Raw genomic sequence first — 16,627 nt, 5'->3', positions numbered from 1 at the left:
CGGCATGACCGCGGTGCGTCCGGAGGGGCGTTACCAGTCGGGCGCCGGCCTGCCCGAGGACGGCCGGTACGACAACGGCCAGTACAACAGTGGCCAGTACGACAGTGGCCAGTACGGCGGGGGCCGGCACGGGGCCGGGCGGCAGGACGCCGGTCAGCAGGACACCGGCCCGTACGGCGCCGATCCGTACGGGCCGGGGCAGCCGCAGCACGCCCCGTACCGGCCGTACGAGCCCCACCAGGAGCCGCAGCCCGGTACCGGCGGGCACGCCCCGAGCGCGGCGGGCCGGCCGGCCACGGCCGGGGCCGAGGACGGCTGGGGCGTCTACGAGCAGGCCGTGCCGCCCGTGGCACCGGGGGAGCCGGTGCAGGGCGGCCCCGAGGCCCCCGGGCGGCCCGAGTACCCGTGGCTGGCCGACCAGACCCTCCAGCTGCGCCTCCCGCCGCTCGAAGCCGGACCGGAGGAGTCGGTGACCGGCGGCCGCGCCGAACGGCGCCGGGCCGCGCAGGGCCGGATGTCGGTGCGCTCCGGCGGCGGTCGCCGTCGGGCGGGCGGCCGCGCGGCCGCGGGACAGCCGCGTCCCAAGGAGTCGGTGGCCGTGGTGGCCGCCCGCATGGTCGGTGAACTCTGCATCACGCTCGGCCTGGTGATGCTGCTCTTCGTCTCGTACCAGCTCTGGTGGACCAACGTGCAGGCCGACGCGGCCGCCGACGGCGCCCGCAACAAGCTGGAGCAGCAGTTCGGCGCCGGGCAGCCCGCGGGAGCCGCGCCCGGACAGCCCGCGCCGGACCCGGCCAAGCCCGAGACCTTCGAGCCCGGCAAGGGCTTCGCGATCATCTACCTGCCGAACCTGGGCCTGAAGTTCCCGATCGCCGAGGGCACCTCCAAGCCGGCGGTGCTCGACAAGGGCCTGGTCGGCCACTACACCGGCACCGGGATGCCCGCCGACAAGGCGGGCAACTTCGCCCTCGCCGCGCACCGCAACACCCACGGCGAGCCGTTCCGGCACATCAACCAGCTCAGCAAGGGCGACAAGATCGTGGTCGAGACCGCGACCGCCTACTACACGTACGAGATCACCGGTGGCATCCCGGAGACCCCGCCGTCCAACGTGAGCGTCATCAAGCCGGTGCCCAACGGCTCCGGCTACAACCAGGCCGGCCGCTACATCACCCTGACCACCTGCACCCCGGAGTTCAGCTCCAAGGCCCGACTGATCCTCTTTGGCAAGATGACCGAGGAACGGCCCCGCAGCCAGGGCAAGCCGGCCGCACTGGCGGCCGGCTAGGTCCTCTCTTTCGATCCGAAGGGGAGGGCCTGGCGGCAGCGGCGGTCGTGGGGCGGGCGGAGCGCCGCCCGCCCACGGCCCGGTACGAGAGGGAGCAGCGTGACCCAGGACGAGACGACGGGACCGGGCACCGGGGCGGCCGGACCGGCGGAACCGGCCGAGGAGGCCTTCCCGCGCCCCGCACCGGCCCGCCCGGGGCGCGGCCGTGCCCTGGCCGCACTCGGCGTCTTCGGCGAGCTGCTGATCACCCTGGGCCTGCTGCTCGGCCTGTTCGTCGCCTACTCGCTCTGGTGGACCAACGTGGAGGCCGACGCGGCCGCCGGCCGGGCCGCCGACAAGCTGCGCAGTGCCTGGGCGGCCGGTCCGACCGCCGCGCCCCCGGTCCCCGGGGCGGCGACGCCCTCCCCCGGGGCGGCGACGCCCTCCCCCGGCGCGTCCGGGCCGGCCTTCGCGGCCGGTGACGGCGTGGGCTTCCTGCACGTCCCGGCGATGGGCCGCGACTACCAGGTGCTGATCCGGATGGGCACCGACGCCGCCACCCTGGCCGAGGGCGTCGCCGGGGTGTACGAGCAGCCCTACCGGGCGGCGATGCCCTGGGACGCGGCCGGCAACTTCGCGCTGGCCGCGCACCGGGACGGCCACGGGGCGAAGTTCCACGACCTGGACGCCGTCCGCAAGGGCGACGCGATCGTGGTCGAGACCAAGGACAAGTGGTACGTCTACAAGGTCGACAACACCCTGCCGGAGACGTCCAAGTACGACACCGGCATCGTCGCGCCCGTCCCGAAGGGCTCCGGTTACGAGGCCCCCGGCCGCTACATCACGCTGACCACCTGCACCCCGGTCTACACCTCGCGCTACCGGATGGCCGTCTGGGGCAGCCTGGTGCGGGTCGACGACGTGGACGCGGCCCGCACCCCGCCGCCCGAGCTGCGCCGCTGACCGCACCGGAGTGGACGGCGGTGGAGTGCACGGCGGTGGCGCGCACGGCAGCAGCCGATCGTCACGCCGGAACGCCCGAGGGCCCGTCGCAGCTGCGACGGGCCCTCGGGCGTTCGGACCTCAGAACCAGGGGAACCAAGGGCTAGGGGTTGCCCCCTTTGGTGTTGGAAGGTGAGGGGTTGGGGGTGTCGCCCCCTTTGGTCGGCTCCGGCGGCTTCACCACCAGGGTCACCGACTGGCCGGGGTCCAGCTGGGTGCCGGCACCCGGCATCGAGTTGGTGACGATGCCGTTCGGGTCCTGGGAGCCGAGCAGGGTGTACCCGAGGCCGAGCTGCTGGAGCTGCTTGATCGCGTCCTTGACCGGGACGTTCTGCAGCGGCGGCACGGTGGCCTTGTCCGGCGCCTTGAAGACGGTCAGGACGATCTTCGTGCCGGTCGGCACCTTGCCGCCCGCCGGCGCCTGCGAGGCGACGGTGTTGATCTTGCTCGCGTCGGTGGTCGGCTGGGTCTTCGAGGCGTCGACCTGGAAGCCGGCGCTCTCCAGCGCGGCCTGCGCGGCCTCCTTCTGCTGGCCCACCACGCTCGGGACGGTGACCTTGGCCTTGCCCTGCGAGACGGTCAGCTTGACCGGCGCGGTCGGGTCACCGGGCGCTCCGGCCGCCGGGTCCTGGGCGGTGACCGTCTCCTGCGGAGCGCTGTCGTCGTCCTTGTACTCGGGCGGGAGGACGTTGGTGAAGCCGGCGTCGGCGAGCGCCTTGAGGGCCTGGTCCTTGGTCTTGCCGACCACGGTCGGCACGCTCGCCTTGGCCGGGCCGGAGGAGAGCTGCACCGTGATGGTGGCGTTCTCGGCGATCTGGGCCGGGGCCGCCGGGTTCTGCGTGCAGACCTGGTCCTTCTTCACGGCGGCGTCCGGGCAGACGATCTTCTCGCCCTCGCTCACCAGCAGCTTGGACCCGGCCTGCTGGGCGACGGACTTGGCCTCGGCCAGGGTCTTGCCCACCAGGTTCGGCGCGGCGATCTTGGGGGTCTCCTTGTCGCCGCCCTTGTTCCCGCTGAACATCGCCTGGGCGACGAAGAAGGTGCCGACCAGGACCAGTACGGCGGCGACCGCCAGCACGATCCACGAGGTGCTGCTCTTCTTCGGCGGCTGCTCGCCGCGCCGGCCGGAGCGGCCGTACCCGTCGTCGTTGCCGCCGCCCGAGCCGCCGGCGTAGGTCTGGCCGTAGCCGTCGTCCGGGTAGCCGGGCTGCTGGCCGTAGCCGGGCTGGCCGGCCTGCGGCAGCATCGTGGTCGGCCCGCCGCCGGGCTGCTGCGGCAGCAGGTTGGTCTGGCCGTACGGGTCGTGCTGCGGGTAGCCGTTCTGGTCGTAGCCGTACCCGGCCGCGGCACCCATGCCGTAGGCGGCCTGCTGCGCGGCGGCCACCGGGAGGCCGTCGAGGAAGCGCTCGATGTCGTCGCGCATCTCGTCGGCGCTCTGGTACCGGTAGTCGCGCTCCTTGGCGAGCGCCTTCAGCACGATCGCGTCGATCTCGGGGCGGACCTCGGGATCGAAGGCGGACGGCGGCTGGGCCTCCTCCCGGACGTGCTGGTAGGCCACCGCGACGGGTGAGTCGCCGATGAACGGCGGGCGCACGGTCAGCAGTTCGTACAGCAGGCAGCCGGTGGAGTAGAGGTCGGAGCGGGCGTCGACCTGCTCGCCCTTGGCCTGCTCGGGGGAGAGGTACTGGGCGGTGCCGATGACGGCGGAGGTCTGCGTCATGGTCATCCCGGCGTCGCCCATTGCCCGGGCGATGCCGAAGTCCATGACCTTGACGTTGCCCTGCCGGGTCAGCATCACGTTGGCGGGCTTGATGTCGCGGTGCACGATGCCGGCCCGGTGCGAGTACTCCAGCGCCTGCAGGATGCCGATCGTCATCTCCAGCGACCGCTCCGGCAGCAGCCGGCGGCCGGAGTGCAGCAGCTCGCGCAGGGTGGAGCCCTCGACGTACTCCATCACGATGTACGGGATGGAGATGCCGTCGATGTAGTCCTCGCCGGTGTCGTACACGGCGACGATCGCGGGGTGGTTCAGTGACGCCGCGGACTGTGCCTCACGGCGGAAGCGGGCCTGGAAGGACGGATCGCGGGCCATGTCGGCCCGGAGCGTCTTCACTGCGACGGAACGGCCGAGCCGGGTGTCATGGCCGAGGTACACCTCGGCCATGCCGCCGCGTCCGAGGACGCCGCCGAGCTCGTACCTGCCGCCTAGGCGGCGAGGCTCTTCCATAGTTCCGACCCTCTCCCTCACCCGCCGGTGAGGTTGTGACGTAGGTGTCCCCGCACGCTCAGAGTGACGTCGGCCCGGCCCCGGACGGTTCTGCGATCAGGACCCTGTGACGACTCGCGGGCGGCAACGGGCACACCCGCTGCTTGCGGATACGCTACCGGTCGCACCGTGCCGGACCGGCGTCGCCCGTCGGCCGATACCAGACCGGTATCGGGACGGGGGTGCCGATCGTGACATTTCCCTCACCTCCCGGCGGCCGCTCGTCACTTGCCGAGAGCGGCCTGCATCACCGCCTTGGCGATGGGCGCGGCCAGCCGGCCGCCGCTGATGCCGTCGCGGTTGTTGGAGCCGTCCTCGACCACCACCGCCACCGCGACGGACTGGCCGTCGGCGGTCTTGGCGTACGAGGTGAACCAGGCGAACGGCAGGCCGGCGTTGTCCTCGCCGTGCTGGGCGGTGCCGGTCTTGCCGCCGACGGTCAGGCCGGGGATCCGGGCGTTCTTGCCGGTGCCGTTCTCGACCACGGAGACCATCAGGTCCTGCATCTTCTGCGCGGTGGCGGGGCTCATCGGCTGCGAGAACTGCTTCTCGGTGTGCTTGGAGATGGCCGTCAGCGAGGCGGAGCGCTCCTGGTCGACCAGGTAGGGCTGCATCAGCGAGCCGTTGTTGGCGATCGCGGCGGAGACCATGGCCATCTGCAGCGGGGTCGCCCGGGTGTCGTGCTGCCCGATCGCGTCCATCGCGGTGCCGTCCGGGGTGGAGCTGCTGGGGAAGATGCTCTTCTCGCTGCGGACCGGGGTGTCCACGGTGCTGTTGAAGCCGAACTTCTCGGCCTGGGCCCGCATCTTGTCCCCGCCGAGCTCGGCGCCGATCTTGCCGTAGACCGTGTTGCAGGACTGGTCCATGGCCGACTTGAGCGTGGCGTTCTCGCACTGCTCCTGGGGGCTCTCGTTGTTCAGGTTGGTCTTGGTGCCCGGCAGGGTGTACGGGTTGGGCGTCTGGGTCTGGTCGTCGACGTTCTGGAAGACGCCGTTCTCGAACGCCGCCGTCGCAGTGACCAGCTTGAAGGTCGAGCCGGGCGGGTACGTCTCGCGCAGCGCGCGGTTGAGCATCGGCTTGTTCGGGTCCGCGTTGAGGTCCGTCCAGGCCTTGGAGTCGCCGCTCTCGCTGCCGGCGAAGGTGCCCGGGTCGTAGGACGGGGTGGAGACCAGCGCCAGGATCGCGCCGGTGCGCGGGTCGAGCGCGACCACCGCGCCCTTCTTGGCGCCGAGGCCGTCGAAGGCGGCCTTCTGCGCCTTGGCGTTGATCGTCGTGACGACGTCGCCGCCCTTCTTCGGCTCCCCGGTCAGCATGTCCAGGGTGTTGCGGAAGAACAGCCGGTCGTCGCTGCCGGAGAGGATGCCGTCCTCCAGCTGCTCCAGCTGGCTGGCGCCGAAGGACTGCGAGGAGTACCCGGTCACCGGCGCGTACATCTGGCCGTCGACCCAGGAGCGCTTGTACTTGTAGCGCAGGCCGTTGACGAAGTCGGACTGGGTGACCGGCTGCCCGCCGACGATGATGTTGCCGCGCGGGTGGGCGTAGCGGTCGTAGACCTGGCGCTTGTTGTTCTTGTTGGTGGCCCAGGAGTCGGCCTGGACGCCCTGCACCCAGTTGGTGCGCACCATCAGGGCGAGGATCAGGACGAGGCAGAAGATCGAGACCCGGCGGATCGGCTTGTTCACGAGGCGGTTGCTCCCTGGGTCTCGGGGGCCGGGGCCGGTTCCGCCCCCGGGCGGCGGGCGCTGTCGCTGATCTTCAGCAGGATCGCGACCAGGGCCCAGTTGGCGACCACCGAGGAGCCGCCCTGGGCGAGGAACGGCATGGTCATACCGGTCAGCGGGATCAGGCCGGTGACACCGCCGGCGACCACGAACACCTGCAGCGCCATGGCCGAGGAGAGGCCGACGGCGAACAGCTTGCCGAACGGGTCGCGGGCCGCGACGGCGGTGCGCAGGCCGCGCTGGATCAGCAGGGCGTACAGCATGAAGATCGCCATCAGGCCGGTGAGCCCGAGCTCCTCGCCGAACGAGCCGAGGATGAAGTCGCTCTTGGCGGCGAAGTCGATCAGCCAGGAGCGGCCCTGGCCGAGGCCGGAGCCGGTCACCCCGCCGGAGCCCAGCGCCATCAGCGACTGGCCGATCTGCTCGGTCGAGCCGGGTGGCGGTTTGGCCCCGAAGGCGGCCATCGGGTCGAGCCAGGCGTCGATCCGGACCTTGACGTGGCTGGCGGTGGACGCCACCGCGACGGCGCCGCCGACCGACATCAGCAGGCCGAACAGGATCCAGCTGGTCCGCTCGGTGGCGACGTAGAGCATCACCACGAAGAGGCCGAAGTACAGGAAGGACGAGCCGAGGTCGTTCTCGAAGATCAGGATCAGCAGGCTGAGCAGCCAGATCACGATGATCGGCCCGAGGTCGCGGCCGCGCGGCAGGTAGAGGCCCATGAAGCGGCGGCTGGCCAGCGCCAGGGCGTCGCGCTTCACCATCAGGTAGCCGGCGAAGAACACGGTCAGGATGATCTTGGCGAACTCACCGGGCTGGATCGAGAAGGCGCCCATCCGGATCCAGATCTTGGCGCCGAAGTCCTCCTTGCGGGCCGGGAAGAAGGCCGGCGCCGCGAGCAGCACCAGGGCCGCCGCCATCGAGATGTACGTGTAGCGCTGGAGGACCCGGTGGTCCTTCAGGAAGATCATCACGAAGATGAAGAAGCCCACCCCGAGGCCCGACCACATCAGCTGGTTGGCGGCCGCCGGGTAGTTGTTGTGCAGCAGCTTCCCGGCCTTGTCGAGCCGCCAGATCATCACCACGCCGAGCCCGTTCAGCAGGGTGGCGATCGGCAGCATCAGCGGGTCCGCGTACGGCGCGAAGCGGCGCATCAGCAGGTGTGCGATCAGGGCCAGCGCCCCCATGCCCAGGCCGTAGCCGAGCATGCCGGCGGGCAGCGAGTCGTCCATCGCCAGGCCCACGTTGGCGTAGGCCAGGACCGGCAGCGCCACCGCGAAGGCCAGCATGGCCAGCTCGGTGTTGCGCCGGTTCGGCGTGCCCTGGGGGGAGATCGTGGTGTTGCCACGGCGCCGGGAGGAGGCACGGTCGGCCGGTACGTTCCCGGTCCGGTGGTCGCCGGACCGGTTCGCGTCGTTGCTCAGGTCGAAGGTGCTCATGCGCCCACCCCGTGTCGCTCGGCAGGGGCATGCGCCCGGATTCGCTCACTTCGCTTGCTCACGTGGTGGCCGCTCCCTGACGGCCGGCAGGCCCGCGCCGGGCGGGCCTATGTCGGGTCACGGCGGTCACGGCTTCGGGCAGGAGTCGGCCTTCTGCCGCTCCTCGTCGGTGAAGCCGGGAAGGTCGCCCTGCGGGCCGGTGGCCGGGGCGGCGGCGCTCTGGCTGGGGGCCGCGGTGCCGGGGGCCGCCGTGCTCGGCGCCGGGGTCGGCGAGGCGGTGGGCGCGGCTGCCGCCGGGCCCCGGCCGGTCGCGGACGGGCTGGGCGTGGTGGCGGTCCGGAACCCGGCGTGCGCCACCGCCGCGGCCGGCTGTGCCGTGGCCGGGGCGCCCGCGGCCGGGATGCCCGCGGGCTGGTTGGCCGTGGTGGCCCGGACGTCGGCGACCCGGTGGCAGAACGTGGCCTGCTCGGCCAGCTTCTTCACCGTCTCGCCGGCGTCGCCGAGGCTGCTCGCCGAGATCGTGTTGGTGACGTGGGTGCGCTGGTCCTGCGGCAGGTACTTGAGCTCGACGTCCTTGTACGAGGTGTGCACCGAGGACAGGCTCAGGCCGGCCAGGCTCTGGTTCAGGCCCTGGTAGACCGCGACGTGGTCGCCGTCCACGCCGACGTAGTACTGGTCCTGGGTCCACTGGTAGCCGAAGAAGCCGGCGCCGCCGAGCAGCCCCAGGGTGACCAGCGCGGCCAGCGAGAGCTTGAGCGCCCGGCCCTTGCGCCGGGGCGCCTTCTCGTCACCGAACTCCTCGGTGCCGTAGACGCCCGGCTCGCCCGGTCCGTACCCGTCGTAGCCCTCGGCCGGGCCGAAGCCCGCCGGGGCGGCGCCGTAGCCGCCCTCGTAGCCCTCGGCGGGGCCGAAGGCGCCCTGCGGGGCGCGTCCGAGACCGGCCGCCCGGCCGGCCGGGGTGTCCTGGATCGACCGGTCGGCGGCGGCCGAGGACGGCGGGGTCTCGGCGACCGCGCCGACGACCACCGGGACGTCGTTGAACTGGCCGCTCAGGGTGTCCGTGGCGCCGACGTCGATGACGTCCGCCACGATGCAGGTGATGTTGTCCGGACCACCGCCGCGCAGCGCGAGCTGGATCAGCTCCTGCACGGTCTGCTCGGGCGAGTAGAAGCTGCCCAGGGTGTCCTGGAGGGTCTGGTGGCTCACCGGGCCGGAGAGGCCGTCGGAGCAGATCAGGTAGCGGTCGCCGGCCCGGACCTCGCGGATCGACAGGTCGGGCTCGACCTGGCCGCGGCCGTCCAGCGCCCGCATCAGCAGCGAGCGCTGCGGGTGGGTCTCGGCCTCCTCGGGCGTGATCCGGCCCTCGTCGACCAGGCGCTGCACCCAGGTGTGGTCCTGGGTGATCTGCACCAGCGAGCCGTCCCGCAGCAGGTAGGCGCGGGAGTCGCCGACGTGCACCAGGCCCATCCGCTGCCCGGTCCACAGCATCGCGGTGAGGGTGCAGCCCATGCCCTCCAGCTGCGGATCCTCCTCGACCATCTGCCGGAGGCGGTCGTTCGCACCCTGGACGGCGTCGCCGAGCAGGGTCAGCAGGTCGGCGCCCGGCACGTCCTCGTCCAGGCGGACGATCGAGCCGAGCACCTCGGAGGACGCCACCTCACCGGCGGCGGCTCCGCCCATGCCGTCGGCCACGGCCAGCAGCCGCGGCCCGGCGTAGCCGGAGTCCTCGTTCCCCTCCCGGATCAGTCCCTTGTGGGAGCCGGCGGCGAAGCGCAGCACCAGGGTCATGCGACCTGAACCCCCCTCTGGGTCATGGACGGGATGCTGTCCCTCATGCGCTACTACTTCCGCAGTTCGATGACGGTCCTGCCGATACGGATCGGCATGCCCGGCTGGAGCGGGGTCGGCGCCGTCAGGCGCTGCCGGTCCAGATAGGTGCCGTTGGTGGAGCCTAGATCCTCGACCGTCCACTGCCCAGTCTGATCCGGATAGATCCTGGCATGACGGGAGGACGCGTAGTCGTCGTCCAGCACGATGGTCGAGTCGTGTGCGCGGCCCAGCGTGATGGTCTGGCCCTGCAGGGCCACGGTGGTGCCGGCCAGCGAGCCCGCCACCACGACCAGCTGGGTCGGCGCACCGCGGCGGCGGCCACCGCCGCCCTGGGTCTGCTGCACGGCCGGCCCGGCCGCGGCCTGCGGGGCGCGCCCGGGCGCGGGGGCCGGGGCCGTGGCGGCCTGGGCGGCGCCGCCGCGACGGGAGGACCGGGGGTTCACCCTGGTCCCGAAGAGGTCGCTGCGGATCACCTGGATCGCGACGATCACGAACAGCCACAGGACGGCGAGGAAGCCCAGCCGCATGACCGTCAGGGTCAGTTCTGACATAACCGGGCAGCTCTACCCTTCGACCTGTCGGTAGACGATGGTGGTGGAGCCCACGACGATTCGCGAGCCGTCGCGGAGCGTAGCGCGCTGGGTGTGCTGTCCGTCCACCACGATGCCGTTGGTGGACCCCAGGTCGAGCACCATCGACGGGGTGCCGGGCCGGATCTCGGCGTGCTTGCGGGAGACCCCGGGGTCGTCGATCCGCACGTCGGCCTCGGTGGAGCGGCCGAGCACGCAGGCGTTCCCGGTGATCTGGTGGCGGGCGCCGTTCACCTCGATCCAGCGCCGCACCGAGGTGCCGTGGCCGGCCCCCGGGAACGGGCGGACGTTCCCGCCGGCGGGCGCGGGCGGCGCCGCGGGCATGGCGGGGGGCGTGGCCGGCGGCGGGGGCGCGCCGTACTGGGCGCCGCCCTGCTGCCACGGTGCGTCGGGGGCCGGGGCGGCCGGCGGGCGGCCGTAGCCGGGCTGCGCCGGGGCCTGCGGCTGCTGCGGCTGCTCCTCGGCGGCCAGCGTGCGGCTGCGCACCCGGTAGAGGCCGGTGTCGAGGTCGTCGGCCTTCTCCAGGTTCACCTGGAGCGGGCCCATGAAGGAGTACCGCTGGGCTTCCGCGTACTCGCGGACCATGCCGGCCAGCTCGGCGCCGAGCTGGCTGGAGTAGGGGCTCAGGCGCTCGTGGTCGTGCGGGCTCAGCTCGACGATGAAGTCGTTGGGCACGACCGTGCGGTCACGGTTCCAGATGCTGGCGTTGTTGTCGCACTCGCGCTGCAGCGCACCGGCGATCTCCACGGGCTGGACCTCGGACTTGAACACCTTCGCGAAGGTGCCGTTGACGAGACCCTCCAGTCGCTGCTCGAACTTCTTCAGCACTCCCATGGGGCACCCCCTTCCAGGGTTCGTTCGCCTGTCCGCCGACCGGGTCCCGGGGGGAGCCGGTCGCTCCTACTTGCGGTACTTCCGTACTGATCGTATCCACGCCGCGGCCATCCGTACGGTTCCCGGAGCGTGTGGTGCCCGGGGGTGGGCCTGGACACACAGGGTGACGCATTCCGGCGGCGGCACGCCAGGGCCACCGGTCGGAGCGGGTCCGTACCGGTCGTCCAGGTGTTCGCCGGGCATCCGTTCGGATGCGCGCGGCCTCCCCGGGAAACGGATTCGGAGGTGACCCGCAGGTCGTGCTACTGTTTTCCACGTCGGAAGGGGCGCCCGCAAGGGAGCCGGATCGAAGAACCGCGAAGGCCACATGGTACCGAGCGGGTCGGCTGATCGGCTGGCAACCACGACAAACACCCATGCGCGGGTGGCGGAATAGGCAGACGCGCTGGATTCAGGTTCCAGTGCCCGAAAGGGCGTGGGGGTTCAACTCCCCCCTCGCGCACAGTGAGGCCCCGCAGATCTTCGGATCTGCGGGGCTTTCTCGTTCCCCGGACTCCGTGAACCGCCCAGGCTCCGTGTACCGCCCGGACGCCCCCGGGCCCCCGGACTCCCGGCCCCGGCAGGGTCGGGGTCGGGGTCGGGGTCCGGAGTCCGACCGGAGCCGGGGCGCGGCCTCAGTCCCGCGAGGCGGGGAGATCGGCGCGGACCTCGAAACCGCCGTCGGCCGTCGGGCCCGCCGTGAGGGTGCCGCCGAGCAGCTGGGCCCGCTCCCGCAGCCCGACCAGGCCGTGGCCGCCGCCCGGCAGGGTCTCGGCCGGCCGCACCGGCGGAGCGGCGTTGTACACCTCGACCTGCAGCGTGCGGCCCCGGGCCTGCACCTTCACGTGCACGGCCGCCGCCGGGGCGTACTTGGTGATGTTGGTGAGCGCCTCCTGCACGGTGCGGTAGGCGGCCCGCTCGACCGCCTCGGGCCACGACCGGTCACCGGGGGCGAGCTCGGTGCCGGCCGCCAGGCCACTCTCCTCGATCAGCCGGGGCAGGTCGGCCAGCCGGGGCTGCGGGGCCAGTGGCGCGTCCGGCCGCGAGCCGGCCGCGCGCAGCACCCCGACCATCTGCCGCAGCTCCTCCAGGGTGCGGACGGAGAGCTCCCGGATGGTCCGCGCGGTGGCCACCGTGGCCGGATCGGCGGTGATCACCTGGAGCGCGCCGGCCTGGATGCTGATCAGGCTGACCTGGTGCGAGACCACGTCGTGCATCTCCCGGGCGAGCCGCCCGCGCTCGCTGATCAGCACCCGCTCGGCGAGCAGCCGGTTCTCCCGCGCCCGGCCCCGGGTCAGCTCGTCCAGCCGGGTCGCCAGCTCCCGGCGGGTGCGGGAGAGCATGCCGGTGGCGGCCGGGCCGGCGGCCAGCATCACGGACTGGATGGCGTAGAGCGCGGTGTCCCGGTCCAGTGCGAACGACTGGTCGGAGAGCGGCCAGTGGAAGAACTCCACCAGGGTGAAGAGTGCCGCGCAGGGCACCACCACCCGCGGGGACGAGCGTTCGGCGGCCACCGTGTAGACGGCGGTGATCGGGGCGAGCCAGATGTCGTCGACGTAGCTGCCGGGCATGGTCAGCAGCAGCACGGTGACCGGGAACCGCCGGCGCCAGAGCAGCACGACGGCGGCCAGGACGGAGAGCAGGACCTGCCACCAGGCCGCGTCCCGGGCCACCAGCGCGGCGTCCACCAGGGAGTAGAGCGTCGGCAGCAGCAGCATCAGCCAGGGCGCGGTGATCCACTTCGGGCGCTGTCCGACGGGGGGTGGCTCGGCGGTCATGCCCCGTCGCCGGGTTTCGGCCGGACCAGACCGGCCCGGTGGGCGATGACGGCGGCCTGGACGCGGTTGGCCGCGGCGAGCTTGCCGAGGATCGCGCTGATGTGGTCCTTCACCGTGCCGGTGCCGAGGAACAGCCGGTCGGCGATCTCGGCGTTGGACAGCCCCTCGCCGAGCAGCGCCAGCACGTCGAGCTCGCGGCCGGTGAGGGTGCGGGCCAGCGTGGCGGCCTCGGCGTCCGGGCCGCCGCCGTCCACGTAGCCGCCGATCACCGTCCGGGTGACGGTCGGGGAGAGGATGTTGCCGCCGGCCGCGAGCACCCGGACGGCGTGCACCAGCTGGTCCGGGGCGGTGTCCTTGAGCAGGAACCCGGACGCGCCGCCGCGCAGCGCGGTGCCGATGTACTCGTCGGTGTCGAAGGTGGTGAGCATCGCCACGGCGGGCGGGTCGGGAAGGGCGCGCAGCCGGCGCAGCACCGAGATGCCGTCCAGGTCGGGCATCCGGATGTCGAGCAGCACCACGTGGGGGCGAAGCCGCAGGACGCACTGCTCGGCCTGGCTGCCGGAGCAGTCGCCGACCACCTCCAGATCGGGGGCGGAGCCGACGATGAGTCCGAGGCCGGACCGCACCAGGATCTCGTCGTCCACGATCAGCACGCGGGTGGTGGTGATGGTCCCTCCTCGGGTCGGGCGGCCGGGGCGGCCGGGGCGCTCGGCGCAGGCTGCTCCGGCGGTTTCGAGATTAGGGGCAGAGGGGGCGGGGTGCCGAACGCGCCGCCCGGACGGCACCCCCGCCGTTCGGCGGGGGTCGGAATCGGCTACCGGGTTCACGCAATTCTCATCGTGGGTGGGGAACCATGGAATTGGCTGCCCCTACGCCGGTCTCCGGCCGCGGTCTCGGGCCGCCGGTCAGTCCGTCGGGCCCGTGCGGGCGTCCGGCGCCGGGCCGTGTGCGGATGCGCCCCACCATCTGATCGTTTGGAATTGAGCTGTGTCGTCCACTGTGAAGTCGGAGCCGTCCGCCGAGCCCTGGCTCGTCGCCCTGCGAGCGCGGTGGCGGCCGAGGGCCGCCGCGGCCACCGTCTGGTACCTGCGGCTGCTGGCCCTGCTGAACCTGGTGACGGTGCTGCTGGTGCCGTTCCGCGACCAGGTGACCGAGCACAACGAGGGCGAGTACTTCACCCCGTACCTGATGACGGCCGGCCTGAGCAGTGCGGTGCTGTCGGCGTTCCTGGCGATCGCGATGCGGCGGCGCAAGCGGGCCGCGTGGATCTTCAACGTGGCGCTGGCCGGGCTCTTCGCGCTGCTCTACCTGGCGGCCATGGCGCTGCCGGACGAGCGCTTCAACCGGCACCCGCTGAACTACATCTCCACGGTGCTGACCTGCCTGTTCGTCCTGGCCCTGCTGATCGGGCGGAAGGAGTTCACCTCCAAGGGCGACCGCTCCAACCCGAAGACGGCGGCGGCCACCTTCGTCGGCGGCCTGGCCTTCGGCGGTGTGGTCGGGGCGCTCCTGGTCTGGCTGGCCAACGACCTCAAGGGCGCCGGCTTCTGGGACCTCTTCCGCTACTCGGTCGGCCGGATGATCACCATCACGCCGTCCGAGCACCTGCGCTCGGTGATCGCGGCGCCGACCTGGGTGAACGCCATCATCAACACGATGGGCGGCCTGCTCTTCCTGCTGGTGCTCTACGTGGCGTTCCGCAGCCCGAAGGACAAGGAGCTGCTGACCCCGGAGGACGAGGAGCGGATCCGCGGGCTGCTGGCGAAGCAGGGCGAGCGGGACTCGCTGGGCTACTTCGCGCTGCGCCGGGACAAGGCGGTGGTCTTCTCGCCCAGCGGCAAGGCGGCGGTGACGTACCGGGTGGTCGGCGGAGTCTCGCTGGCCTCGGGCGATCCGATCGGCGATCCGGAGGCCTGGCCGGGCGCGATCGACGCCTGGCTGGCCGAGGCCCGCGAGCACGCCTGGGCGCCGGCCGTGATGGGCGCCTCGGAGGAGGCCGGGGTGATCTACGCCCGGCACGGGCTGGACGCGCTGGAGCTGGGTGACGAGGCGATCGTCGAGCTGGACGAGTTCTCGCTGGACGGCCGCGCGATGCGGGTGGTGCGGCAGGCGTACAACCGGGTCAAGCGGGCCGGGTACACGGTGCGGATCCGGCGGCACGAGGACATCCCCGAGTGCGAGATGGCCGAGCTGGTGGCCAAGGCCGACCAGTGGCGCGACGGGGCGACCGAGCGAGGCTTCTCGATGGCACTGGGCCGGCTCGGCGACCCGGGCGACGGCCGCTGCGTGATGCTGGAGTGCCACGACGGGGACGACGAGCTGAAGGCGCTGCTGAGCTTCGTGCCGTGGGGCGCGGACGGCCTCTCGCTGGACCTGATGCGCCGGGCCCGGGACACCGAGAACGGCCTGATGGAGTTCATGGTGATCGAACTTCTCCAGCGCGCGGACGAGGTCGGGCTGGCCCGGGTGTCGCTGAACTTCGCGATGTTCCGTTCCGTTTTCGAGCGCGGCTCCCGGCTCGGTGCGGGGCCGGTGCTCCGGCTCTGGCGCTCGGTGCTGGGCTTCTTCTCGCGCTGGTGGCAGATCGAATCGCTGTACCGGGCCAACGCCAAGTACCGGCCGATCTGGGAGCCGCGCTATCTGCTGTTCGAGAAGAGCAGCGAGATTCCGCGGATCGGGCTCGCCAGCGCCCGGGCCGAGGGGTTCATCACCGCACCGAGCCTGCCCGCCCTGTTCCGCCGTCGGCACCGCGGGGCCGTGGCCCCGCGCGTGCCGGCGGCGGCGCGGGACGGGAAGGGGTAGTCCCTCCGCCGGGGGGCGGAGGGGACTGGTCGGCCGGATGGGGGTGTGTCGGGGTTTTCTCTCCCCCCAGAGGATGACGTCGATCCACATTTATGCCGATGTGGATTCTTTAACCGGCTTCTAATGTTGAAGTGGTCGGGAAGGCGTTCCGGCTTCGGGGATGGCTTCGGGGATTTGGAGAGACGGCTGTGATTCACAGGACCCACGCGGGGGGCGTGCGAAAGGGGCCGCTGGCTATTGCCGGTGCGGCCGCTGTCGCCGAGTGGGGAACGCTGTTCGGGACGGTCCGGGAGCGGCTCGCGGCGAAGAAGTTCGCCGCCGTTCCGCTCGCCACTGCGGCGACCGCACTGATCCTGCTGTTCAGCATCGTGCAGCACCTGCCGGGCGGCGAGCGGTTCGTCACCCACATCGGGGTGGTGAAGGCGGCCCTGCCGCTGGAGGTCTCGCTGCTGCGGACGCCGTTGTCGCTGTACGTGCCGGCGCTGGACCTCCCGGTCTGGGGGGCGCTGGCCCAGGTGTTCGTGGTGTTCGCCCTCGCCGAGATCGTGCTCGGCCGGCGGCTGACCCTGGTGATCGCCTACACCTGCACGCTCGCCGGGACGCTGTTCGCCCGGGTGGGCGTGGCGATCGGCCCGCACCACATGTTCGGCTTCCCCAAGTGGGTGGCCTACGTCCGTGACACCGGCCCCTCGGCGGCCGTGGTGGCTCTGGCGATCTGCATCGCGTTCCGCTGCCGGGCCTGGTTCACGGCCGGGCTGGTGGTGACGCTGATGGTCGGCGAGGCCGTCATGCTGCCGAACCTGGCGGGCCTGGAGCACGTCGTCGCGGTGCTCTTCGCGCTGCTGATCGCCGTCTCCCGGGAGGTGTTCGGCGACTTCTGGCCGCGGGTGCTGGCCGGGGTCGGCGCGGCGGCCTCGGTGGCCGCGACCGAGGTGGCGGACGGGGCGCGCCGCCGGGCGCCGGCGGGCGCGGCCATCCCCTGAGCGTGCCGGCCGGGCCGCCGGGCGGTGCCCGTCCGGGCCGTCCGGCCGGCCGACGGGTGCGGGCCGGAGCCCGCAC

12 protein-coding genes and 1 tRNA gene are annotated in these 16,627 nt (G+C 72.4%); 5 read left to right on the top strand and 8 right to left on the bottom strand.

Annotated elements, in window-relative coordinates; translation table 11 throughout:
• Positions 1–4: 4 nt before the first annotated feature.
• Both OH807_RS21315 and OH807_RS21310 read left to right on the top strand, forming a co-directional pair.
• The gene (locus tag OH807_RS21315) at positions 5–1,288 is read left to right on the top strand and encodes a class E sortase (RefSeq protein ID WP_406201238.1); all 1,284 of its coding nucleotides are present in this window, start codon (positions 5–7) and stop codon (positions 1,286–1,288) included.
• Positions 1,289–1,387: 99 nt separating this feature from the next.
• A complete protein-coding gene (locus OH807_RS21310; protein ID WP_406201236.1) occupies positions 1,388–2,230 on the top strand; it encodes a class E sortase in 843 nt (280 codons plus the stop codon).
• Positions 2,231–2,372: 142 nt separating this feature from the next.
• On the opposite strand, the gene pknB is transcribed toward OH807_RS21310, so the two are convergent.
• The 6 genes from pknB to OH807_RS21280 form a co-directional block, all read right to left on the bottom strand.
• The gene (pknB, locus tag OH807_RS21305; RefSeq protein ID WP_406201234.1) at positions 2,373–4,496 is read right to left on the bottom strand and encodes a Stk1 family PASTA domain-containing Ser/Thr kinase; all 2,124 of its coding nucleotides are present in this window, start codon (positions 4,494–4,496) and stop codon (positions 2,373–2,375) included.
• A 263-nt stretch (positions 4,497–4,759) separates the two neighbouring features.
• Entirely contained in the window at positions 4,760–6,217 is a 1,458-nt protein-coding gene (locus tag OH807_RS21300; RefSeq protein ID WP_406201232.1) for a peptidoglycan D,D-transpeptidase FtsI family protein, read from the bottom strand.
• Complete coding sequence (locus OH807_RS21295) at positions 6,214–7,695, bottom strand: FtsW/RodA/SpoVE family cell cycle protein (RefSeq protein ID WP_406201229.1); 1,482 nt, start codon at positions 7,693–7,695, stop codon at positions 6,214–6,216. Before OH807_RS21295 ends, OH807_RS21300 begins: the two co-directional genes overlap by 4 nt.
• A gap of 126 nt (positions 7,696–7,821) precedes the next feature.
• Complete coding sequence (locus OH807_RS21290) at positions 7,822–9,483, bottom strand: PP2C family protein-serine/threonine phosphatase (RefSeq protein ID WP_406201227.1); 1,662 nt, start codon at positions 9,481–9,483, stop codon at positions 7,822–7,824.
• A 53-nt stretch (positions 9,484–9,536) separates the two neighbouring features.
• On the bottom strand, positions 9,537–10,076 hold the full coding sequence (locus OH807_RS21285) for an FHA domain-containing protein (RefSeq protein WP_406201225.1): 540 nt from the start codon (positions 10,074–10,076) through the stop codon (positions 9,537–9,539).
• Positions 10,077–10,088: 12 nt separating this feature from the next.
• Complete coding sequence (locus OH807_RS21280; RefSeq protein ID WP_406201223.1) at positions 10,089–10,949, bottom strand: FhaA domain-containing protein; 861 nt, start codon at positions 10,947–10,949, stop codon at positions 10,089–10,091.
• 418 nt (positions 10,950–11,367) lie between these two features.
• Between OH807_RS21280 and OH807_RS21275 the strand changes: the two genes are divergently transcribed.
• Positions 11,368–11,451 (top strand) — tRNA-Leu (locus OH807_RS21275).
• A 172-nt stretch (positions 11,452–11,623) separates the two neighbouring features.
• Here the strand turns inward: OH807_RS21275 and OH807_RS21270 are convergent.
• Entirely contained in the window at positions 11,624–12,766 is a 1,143-nt protein-coding gene (locus OH807_RS21270; protein WP_406201220.1) for a sensor histidine kinase, read from the bottom strand.
• Complete coding sequence (locus tag OH807_RS21265) at positions 12,763–13,413, bottom strand: response regulator (protein WP_406211098.1); 651 nt, start codon at positions 13,411–13,413, stop codon at positions 12,763–12,765. The genes OH807_RS21270 and OH807_RS21265 overlap by 4 nt, the downstream gene beginning before the upstream one ends.
• Positions 13,414–13,753: 340 nt before the next feature.
• On the opposite strand from OH807_RS21265, the gene OH807_RS21260 reads away from it, so the two are divergent.
• Both OH807_RS21260 and OH807_RS21255 read left to right on the top strand, forming a co-directional pair.
• Positions 13,754–15,568 carry a phosphatidylglycerol lysyltransferase domain-containing protein gene (locus tag OH807_RS21260; RefSeq protein ID WP_406201218.1) on the top strand — a complete coding sequence of 605 codons (1,815 nt, stop codon included), beginning with the start codon at positions 13,754–13,756 and terminating at the stop codon, positions 15,566–15,568.
• A 215-nt stretch (positions 15,569–15,783) separates the two neighbouring features.
• Positions 15,784–16,551: a hypothetical protein gene (locus tag OH807_RS21255; protein WP_406201214.1), complete on the top strand. Its 768-nt coding sequence runs from the start codon at positions 15,784–15,786 to the stop codon at positions 16,549–16,551.
• Positions 16,552–16,627: the final 76 nt, after the last annotated feature.

The sequence above is a fragment of the Kitasatospora sp. NBC_01560 genome, from assembly GCF_045208415.1.
Classification (GTDB): domain Bacteria; phylum Actinomycetota; class Actinomycetes; order Streptomycetales; family Streptomycetaceae; genus Kitasatospora.
The sequence above is the reverse complement of the archived record's forward strand: the minus strand, read 5'-3'. Positions and strand labels throughout refer to the sequence as shown.